Origin of the sequence: Pseudomonas sp. PAMC 26793 (genome assembly GCF_000313235.1) — a bacterium.
GTDB classification, from domain to species: Bacteria; Pseudomonadota; Gammaproteobacteria; order Pseudomonadales; family Pseudomonadaceae; genus Aquipseudomonas; species Aquipseudomonas yamanorum.
The window spans coordinates 19510-28094 of the sequence record NZ_AMXG01000052.1; the positions used below are offsets into that span (position 1 = coordinate 19510).

An 8585-nucleotide genomic window follows, 5' to 3' on the forward strand; every position below is an offset into this window, starting at 1 on the left:
GCTTTCCGAAATGTCTCACAAGGCATGGGGAGCCCCCTCACGTAGGCTGGAGTACGTAGCCGGCGTCAGATCCCACCCCCCACCCAACGCCGTATACAAATTCACCTCCGCCACCAACTGCGCCAATCGATCCACAATCAACGCCTGCTGTGAACTGAACAACGACCGCTGCGCATCCAGAAACACCAGATTACTGTCCACCCCACTGCGATACCGGTGCTGCGCCAAGTCGTAATACTTCTGGTTGGCCCGCACAAAATCCCGCTGCGCCGCCAGTTGCTCGTTATACGTCTGGCGCGCCGCCAGCCCATTCGAGACCTCCTGAAACGCCGTCTGAATCGACTTCTCATACTGCGCGACAAAGATGTTCTTCTGAATCTTCGCGTAATCCAGGCTGGCCCTCAGACTCCCCGCATTAAAGATCGGCAGATTGATCTGCGGCTGAAACGCCCAACTCCCCGACCCCCCCTGGAACAATCCCGACAGATCCTTGCTGGAGGTGCCCGCATTGGCCGTCAGCGTAACCGAAGGAAAAAACGCCGCCCGCGCCGCGCCAATATTGGCGTTGGCCGCTTGAAGCTGATACTCGGCCTGGACAATATCCGGCCGCCGTTGCAGCAGGTCCGACGGTAACCCGGCTGGCACGCGGGCCACCAGGTCGGCGGACAGCGGCTGTGCCGGCAGAGAATCCGGCACCGGGCCGCCCACCAGCAGCGCCAGGCTGTTGAGATCCTGGGCCACCTGGCGCTGGTAGCGGGCAATGCTTGCTCGCGTGCTCTCGACGCTGGTCTGGGCCTGGATCACATCGATCGACGACGCCTTGCCTGCCGTTTTGCTGCGGGAGGTCAGGCGCAGGCTGTGTTCGTCCGAAGCCAGCGTCTGCTGAGCCAGGGCCAGCAATTCCTGATCAGCGCGCCAGGTCAGGTAGGCGTTGGCCACGTTGGCCACCAGGCTCAGTTGTGCACTGCGCCGGGCTTCTTCGGTGGCCAGGTATTGCAGCATCGCCTGTTCACTGAGGCTGCGCACGCGGCCGAAAAAATCCAGCTCATAGGCACTCACACCCAGCGTTGCGGAGTAGGTGGAGGTGATCGCCGATTTGCCGGTGCCCGTGGCGCGCCGTGGGACTTTCTGCCGGTTTTCGGCACCCGTGGCAGACACCGCCGGGAACAGGTCCGCACGCTGGATGCGGTATTGCGCCTGGAACGCTTCGACATTCAGCGCCGCCACCCGCAGGTCACGGTTATTCACCAGTGCCTGGCCAATCAACTGCCGCATCACCGGGTCACGGAACAGTTGCTGCCAGTCGGGCCCGGCGGCCGATGGGCCCACCCGGTCCGCGTTGTACACCGGGTATTGCGCGGGCGTTGGCGCCTCGGGGCGCTGATAGTCCGGGATCAGTGAACAACCGCCAAGCACACACGCCACGCCGAGCATCAGTTTTTTCATCACGCGCCAACCATCCATTTGGCCAGGCCATGCCGGCCACTCACGCCCAGTTTGGCCGCCGCGCGCTTGAGGTAGGTTTCGATGGAGCTGTTTTTTACGCTGAGTTTCTCGGCCATCTGCGGCACGGTTCCGCCGGTCAACAATCCCAGGCACACTTCCTGTTCCCGCGCCGATAAGGTGATGTCACTGAGTGACAGGCGTTTATAGAATTCGCGCTGCAATTGCGACTGCTCCAACAGGGTTTTAGAGGGCTCGGGCGCCACCAGGGCTGCCTGTCGATTGATCTGCGCATGGCGCTCGATCAACGGTAGCAAGGTTTCCGAAAGGCTCTTGAGAAACGACAACTCCGCCAGGGAGAAGGCGCGTTGGGTGTGGGGCCGATAGAACGAAATCACGCACCGCCGATTGGCCTGGCGCGAGACCAGGTTGCACTGATGGGAAGTGCCCCGGGCATGGGTGCTGTTGGCCTTGGCATTCATCTGGATCAACAGCGGGTCGTTCATGCCGAGCATTTTTTTCAGCAGCGGATGATCGTCGCGGTGATGCAGGGTGCGCGGTGGTGGCAAGTCCTGCTTCAACCCATCGCTGCCGAGTAACTTGATATCGAGCACGCAGGCCTGGTGCTCGTCGAGGGTCCATTCACTGAGGTCCACCAGGTGAACCGGTACCAGCTTGTTGACCAGTTGCAGCATGTTCGCTGCGAAGTGTTCAGTGCCTGTGCTGGAAATCAATTCCCCCAACTCGAAATAAAAATGTGGACTTTCCATATTTCGAATACTGCTGGTCAGACTCATAGCCATCTCATCCTTGATGTCGAAAACCGTCGACGGTTGCCCCCGTCCGTGTGCAGGCCTCCCGTTCTCCTTGAACCTGGGTCGGTGCTCGAGGCTTCATTTAGCCACGGGGATTTGTCCTACGTATGTAGCGGAAACGAGGGACACAACCTGCCATAAAAAACGCGCCATTATTTCGTCATTTCTGACGGACAAATAAGGTGGGGCCGCACAGGAAGGGTGTTTTAGAGTCTATTAACTAGTTGATATAAAACGTTTTTATTGATTTATATGAAAATGCTTGGCTGTCAGGCAGCGGCCAGGGATAGCCAATTTCCTACAGCCATTTAATCGATTCAGCACTGAACCATCAGCCAACCCCGGCGCGGTACCTGGCTGTCCGGGTTTCGGGTGACATACGGTCCGCCGGGGCGATGCTTAAATCCCGTTGATTTCGCCTCAATGGGGCGTTGTGCGCCTTATCGACACCTCACATGAGAAGGATCTTATGACGCTTTTCCCCCTGACCGCCGCCCAGCGGGATATCTGGCTGGACCAACTGCGCCTCGGTGACTCGCCGCTGTACAACATCGGCGGCTATGTTGACCTCACAGGCCCGATGAATCCCGCATTGATCCAGCGGGCTATTGAGCAACTGGTGGCCAAGCACGACGCGTTGCGTACGGTGTTGCAGGTGGCGGCCGATGGCTTGCCTCGGCAGGCGTTTGCCGAGGCGATGGTGGTGTCGCTGCCGCAGCATGACGTCTCGCGGCAGCCCGATCCCGAGGCGGCGGCCGAGGCGTTGTTGCAGGCGCAAATGGCCCGGGCCTACGCGCTGCTCGACGAGCCCTTGTTCCGCTTCTTCCTGGTCAAGCTCGATGAGCAGCATTACCGCCTCGGCACCCAGGCCCATCACTTGATTCTCGACGGCTGGGGTTTCGGCCAGATGCTGCAATCCCTTGCGGGTATCTACAGCGCCCTGGAGCAAGGCCGGCAACCGGACCTGTCGGCGCCGTCCTATATCGACTTCATCGACAACGATGAACGCTATCGCGAGTCGGCCCGTTACGCCCGGGACCGCAGCTACTGGCTGGACAAATACCAGGCGCTGCCCGAGCCGCTGCTGACGCCCCGTTACCATGCCAAGGGCCAGACACCGAGCAACACCTGTGTGGCACCGTTTCCGGCAACGTTGCTCAACCGCATGACGCGGATGGCGAACCATTACCAGGCGTCGGCGTTCCATGTGTTATTGGCCGCGCTGTACCTGTACTTCAGCCGTACTGCCCAGCGCCAGGAGTGTGTGCTTGGGCTGCCGATTCTCAACCGTTCCAACGCGCGATTCCGTTCGACCCTGGGGCTGTTTACCCAGGTCAGTGCCGTGCGCTTGCAGTTCCGCGACGACCTGCCTTTCAGTGCCCTGGTGCGTGGCGTGCGCGACCAACTCAAGCAGGATTTCCGGCATCAACGTTTCCCCCTGAGCGAGATGAATCGCGAGTTGGGTTTGCTGAGCGCCAACCGTGGCCAGCTGTTCGACCTGTCGGTGTCCTATGAACAGGACGACCATGAATTTCGCTACGGCCAGGCATCGGCCCGGGCGATCAAAGTCTCCAACCACCATGAGCCATTGCCGCTTGCGATTCACCTGCGCAGCAATCGCTACCACGACACGGCGTGCCTGCACTGCGTCTACAACGAGGCGTATTTCCAGCAGCACGAGGTGCAGGCCCTGGCCGAACGCCTGGTGTATCTGCTGGAGCAAGGTCTGGAAAGTCCGGCGCGGCCCCTGGCTGATTTCTCATTGATAACGCCTGAGGAAACCGCGCAGTTGCAACGCTGGAACGCCACTGCCCAAGCTTACCCGGCCGCGCAAACCCTGCACGGGCGCATCGAAACCCAGGCCGCGTTGACCCCGCATGCGGTAGCTGCGGTGTACCAGGGCCGGCGACTGAGCTACGCCGAGTTGAATCAACGGGCCAATGCCCTGGCGCATCAGCTGTTGGTGCTGGGGATAAAGCCTGACGACCGTGTGGCGATCGTCGCCCGGCGTGGCCTGGAGACGCTGGTGGGGTTGCTGGGGGTACTCAAGTCCGGCGCTTGTTATGTGCCGGTGGACCCGGCCCATCCCGCCGAGCGGCTGAACTACCTGCTCGATGACAGCGCGCCGGTGGCGGTGCTGACGCAGACCGATCTGCTCCCACGCTTGCCGGCATTGAGCGTGCCGGTGATCAATCTGGATCACGCCACGGCGCAGTTGGCGAGCAACCCACAAGTAGCGATGACGCCCGCCAATCTCGCCTATGTGATCTACACCTCGGGCTCCACCGGCTTGCCCAAGGGCGTGATGGTGGAACACCACACCGTGGCCAATCTGGTGGACTGGCATTGCCAGGCCTTCGACTTGCACGCGGGCAGCCATACCGCCAGCGTTGCCGGATTCGGGTTTGACGCCATGGCCTGGGAAGTGTGGCCGGCGTTGTGCGTGGGGGCGACCTTGCACCTGCCGCCGGCCCACGACGGTGCCGAAGACATCGACGCACTGCTTGAGTGGTGGCGCGCTCAGCCGCTGGACGTGTGCTTCCTGCCCACGCCGGTGGCCGAGTACGCCTTCAGCCAGAACCTCGAACACCCGACCCTGCGCACCTTGCTGATTGGTGGCGACCGCCTGCGCCAGTTCAACAAGGCACGCAGTTTCGCGGTGATCAACAACTACGGTCCCACGGAAGCCACCGTAGTTGCCACCTCTGGCCTGGTTGAGGTCGGGCAGCCGCTGCACATCGGCAAGCCCATCGCAAATGCCACGGCCTATCTGCTGGATGACCAGCAGCGGCCGGTGCCCATCGGCATCGAGGGCGAGTTGTACGTCGGCGGTAAAGGCGTGGCGCGAGGCTATTTGAACCGTCCGGAAATGACTGCCGAGCGTTTCCTTGATGATCCCTTCAACCCGGGCCGCATGTACCGCACCGGCGACCTGGCGCGCTGGCTGCCGGACGGCAATCTCGAATACCTGGGGCGCAACGACGACCAGGTAAAAATCCGCGGCGTGCGTATCGAACTGGGCGAAATCGAATCCGCCCTGGCGGGTTATGACGGTGTCACTGAAGCGGTGGTCCTGGTGCGTGAGGGGCAGCTCCTGGCCTGGTACACCGAGCACGCGCCGGTAGCGATTGACCCGCTTCGTGCCCATCTTAAATCCCGCTTGCCGGATTACATGGTGCCGCAGGCCTACGTAAAACTGGACGCGTTGCCCCTGACCGCCAACGGCAAGCTCGACCGCAAGGCCTTGCCGGCACCCGGTGCCGATGCGTTTGTCAGCCGCGTCTACGAAGCCCCCCAAGGCGCCACGGAAATCACCCTGGCGCAGATCTGGGCCGACGTGTTGCACGTCGAGCAAGTAGGTCGGCATGACCATTTCTTCGAGTTGGGTGGCCATTCGTTATTGGCGGTGCAACTGGTGCAGCGCATGCGCCAGGCCGGGTTGCAGGCGGACGTGCAGGTGCTGTTCGGTCAACCGACATTGGCCGCGCTGGCGGCAGCGGTCGGCCAGGGCATCGAGCTTGAGGTGCCGGCCAACCGTGTTCCTGCCGGTTGCACATTGATCACTCCGGGCCTGCTGGTGCTGGCCGAGCTGGACCCGCCGACGATCGAGCGCATCGTCGCCGCCATCCCCGGTGGGGCCGCCAATGTGCAGGAGATCTACCCGCTGGCGCCGTTGCAGGAGGGCTTGCTCTATCACCACATCACCGACGAACGCGATCCGTACCAGCAGCACGCGATGTTCAGTTTTGCTTGCCGTGAACAGCTGGATGCCTTCGCCCAGGCACTGCAACAGGTGATCGACCGCCATGACATCCTGCGCACCAGCCTGGCGTGGGATGCCATCGAGCAACCGATGCAAGTGGTGTGGCGCAAGGCGCTTCTGGACGTGGAACCAGTGGCCCTTCAGGGGGATTCAATCCTCGATCAACTGCGCGAACGCCAGCGGCCACTGGACTTGCGCAAGGCGCCGCTGATGGCCCTGGATTACGCCGAAGACCCGCAGAACCGCCGTTGGGTGGGCATGCTGCGTTTCCATCACCTGGTGAACGATGCCACATCGACGCAAGTACTGATGGCGGAAATCCAGGCACATCTGCTCGGCCAGCAACACCAACTGCCGGAGCCGGTGCCCTATCGCAATGTGGTCGCCCAGACCCGCTCACCGCAGCGTCAGGCCGCACACGAAGCGTTCTTCCGCGAGCGGCTGGCGGATGTCGATGAGCCAACCCTGGCCTTCGGTTTGCAGGAGCGCCAGGCGGATCGCCACGGGACCGAGGAGGCCGATATGCTGCTCCCCGACGCGCTCGGCCAGTGGCTGCGTGAGCAGGCGCGCACCTTGGGTGTCAGTGCGGCGAGCCTGTTTCATCTGGCCTGGGCCCAGGTATTGGGTCGCGTCTCGGGCCGTGACGATGTGGTCTTCGGTACGGTGCTGCTGGGACGTTTGCAGGCCGGTGAGGGCGCCGACCGTGCCCTGGGCATGTTCATCAACACCTTGCCGCTGCGGGTGCGCCTGGCCGGGTTAACGGTGCGTGAGGCGATCAAGCAGACGCAGCAGCAACTCAGCGCCTTGCTCGCCCATGAGCAAGCCTCCCTGGCGTTGGCCCAGCGTTGCAGCGGCGTCACGCCGCTGTTCAACAGCCTGCTGAATTACCGGCATGCCTCGGCCGAGGCACTCCAGGAGCTGCAGCCCGGCATCGAATTGCTGAGCAGCGAAGACATCCTCAGCTACCCGCTGATGCTGACGGTGGATGACCTGGCCAGCGGTTTCCGGCTCAAGGCCAAGGCGCCCCGCAAGGTCGGTGCCCAGCGCCTGCTGGACTACCTCGGCACGGTGCTGACGGGATTGGTGGAGACGCCCGAAGCGCCGCTGTTCGACGTGCAGGTGCTGCCCGCGACCGAACTGCAACAGCAACTGGTGGACTTCAACGCCAGCGAAACCGACTACCCCGCGGACCAGACCGTCCACGCCCTGTTCGAAGCCCATGCCCGGCACACCCCCCATGCAGTGGCGGTGCAGGCCGGTGAGCAACAGCTGACCTATCGCCAGCTCAACGAACGCGCCAACCGCCTGGCCTATCACCTGCGCGAGCGTGGCGTGCAGCCGGATTCGCGGGTGGCGCTGTGTGTCGAGCGCGGGTTGGACCTGGTGGTGGGCTTGTTGGCGATCCTCAAGGCGGGCGGCGCCTATGTGCCGCTGGACCCGGGCTACCCCCGCGAACGTCTCGCCTACATGCTGCAAGACAGCGCGCCGGTGGCGTTGCTGGTACACGGCGCGACCCGCGATTTGCCAGGGGAGGTGTCGATACCGGTGATCGACTTCGACCACTGCGCCTGGCAGCACGCGCCCGAAGGCAACCCGCTGGTGCCGGGGTTGAGCGTCGGCAACCTGGCGTACGTGATGTACACCTCCGGCTCCACGGGCACGCCCAAAGGCGTGATGATCGAACATCGCGGCCTGGGTAACTTGATGCACTGGGGTTCGCAACTGTGCCCGAATGCCGAGGGTGGCGCGTTGTTGCAGCGGGCACCGTTCAGTTTTGACGGTTCGGTGTGGGAGCTGTTCTGGCCGTTGACCAATGGCATGCGCCTGGTCCTGGCGCGTCCCGATGGGCACCGTGAGCCGGCGTACCTGGCGCAGGTGATTCGTGAGCAACAGATCAGCGTGATCAAGTTTGTGCCGGCGATGTTGCAGCAGTTTCTGGAGCTGGAGGAGTCCGCTTACTGCACCAGCCTGACCGACGTCTTATGCGGCGGCGGCGAGTTGACCGAAGCCCTGGCTCGTGGGGTTCAGGCGCGGTTGCCCGGGGTGCGTTTGCACAACGTTTATGGGCCGACCGAGGCGACGGTGGACAGCAGCGCCTGGACCCTGGAGCCGGGCGCGCCGGTGCCTGCGTTGCAGTTGCCGATTGGGCGGGCGATCAGCAATACCCGGTTGTATGTGCTGGACGAGCATGACCGGCCGGTGCCGCTGGGGTGCAGTGGGCAGTTGCATATCGGTGGGGTGGGCGTGGCTCGCGGGTATCTGGGGTTGGCGCAGATGACGGCGGAGCGGTTTATCGATAGTCCGTTTGTGGCGGGGGATCGGTTGTATCGCACCGGGGATCTGGTGCGGTATTTGCCGGATGGGAATCTGGAGTTTCTGGGGCGTAATGACTTTCAGGTGAAGCTGCGTGGGGTGCGGCTGGAGCTGGGGGAGGTTGAGGCGCGGTTGGCGGCGCATCCTGCATTGCGGGAGGTGGCGGTGTTGATTCGGGATGAGCGGTTGGTGGCGTATTTCACCGTGCGTGATGCGGTGCCGGGGCTTGAGGCGTTGCGCAGTTACATGGT

3 protein-coding genes are annotated in these 8585 nt (G+C 62.8%); 1 reads left to right on the plus strand and 2 read right to left on the minus strand.

All coding sequences use genetic code 11. From position 1 onward, the window contains the following. Positions 1–15: 15 nt before the first annotated feature. Together D109_RS0127800 and D109_RS0127805 are read right to left on the minus strand one after the other, a co-directional pair. Positions 16–1446, minus strand: coding sequence for an efflux transporter outer membrane subunit (locus D109_RS0127800; RefSeq protein WP_017479785.1), 1431 nt, complete (start codon positions 1444–1446; stop codon positions 16–18). After that, the gene (locus D109_RS0127805; protein ID WP_017479786.1) at positions 1446–2240 is read right to left on the minus strand and encodes a helix-turn-helix transcriptional regulator; all 795 of its coding nucleotides are present in this window, start codon (positions 2238–2240) and stop codon (positions 1446–1448) included. The genes D109_RS0127800 and D109_RS0127805 overlap by 1 nt, the downstream gene beginning before the upstream one ends. 487 nt (positions 2241–2727) lie before the next feature. Here D109_RS0127805 and D109_RS0127810 point away from each other — a divergent pair. Then, a partial coding sequence (locus D109_RS0127810) for a non-ribosomal peptide synthetase (RefSeq protein WP_017479787.1) occupies positions 2728–8585 on the plus strand: 5858 nt, incomplete at its 3' end.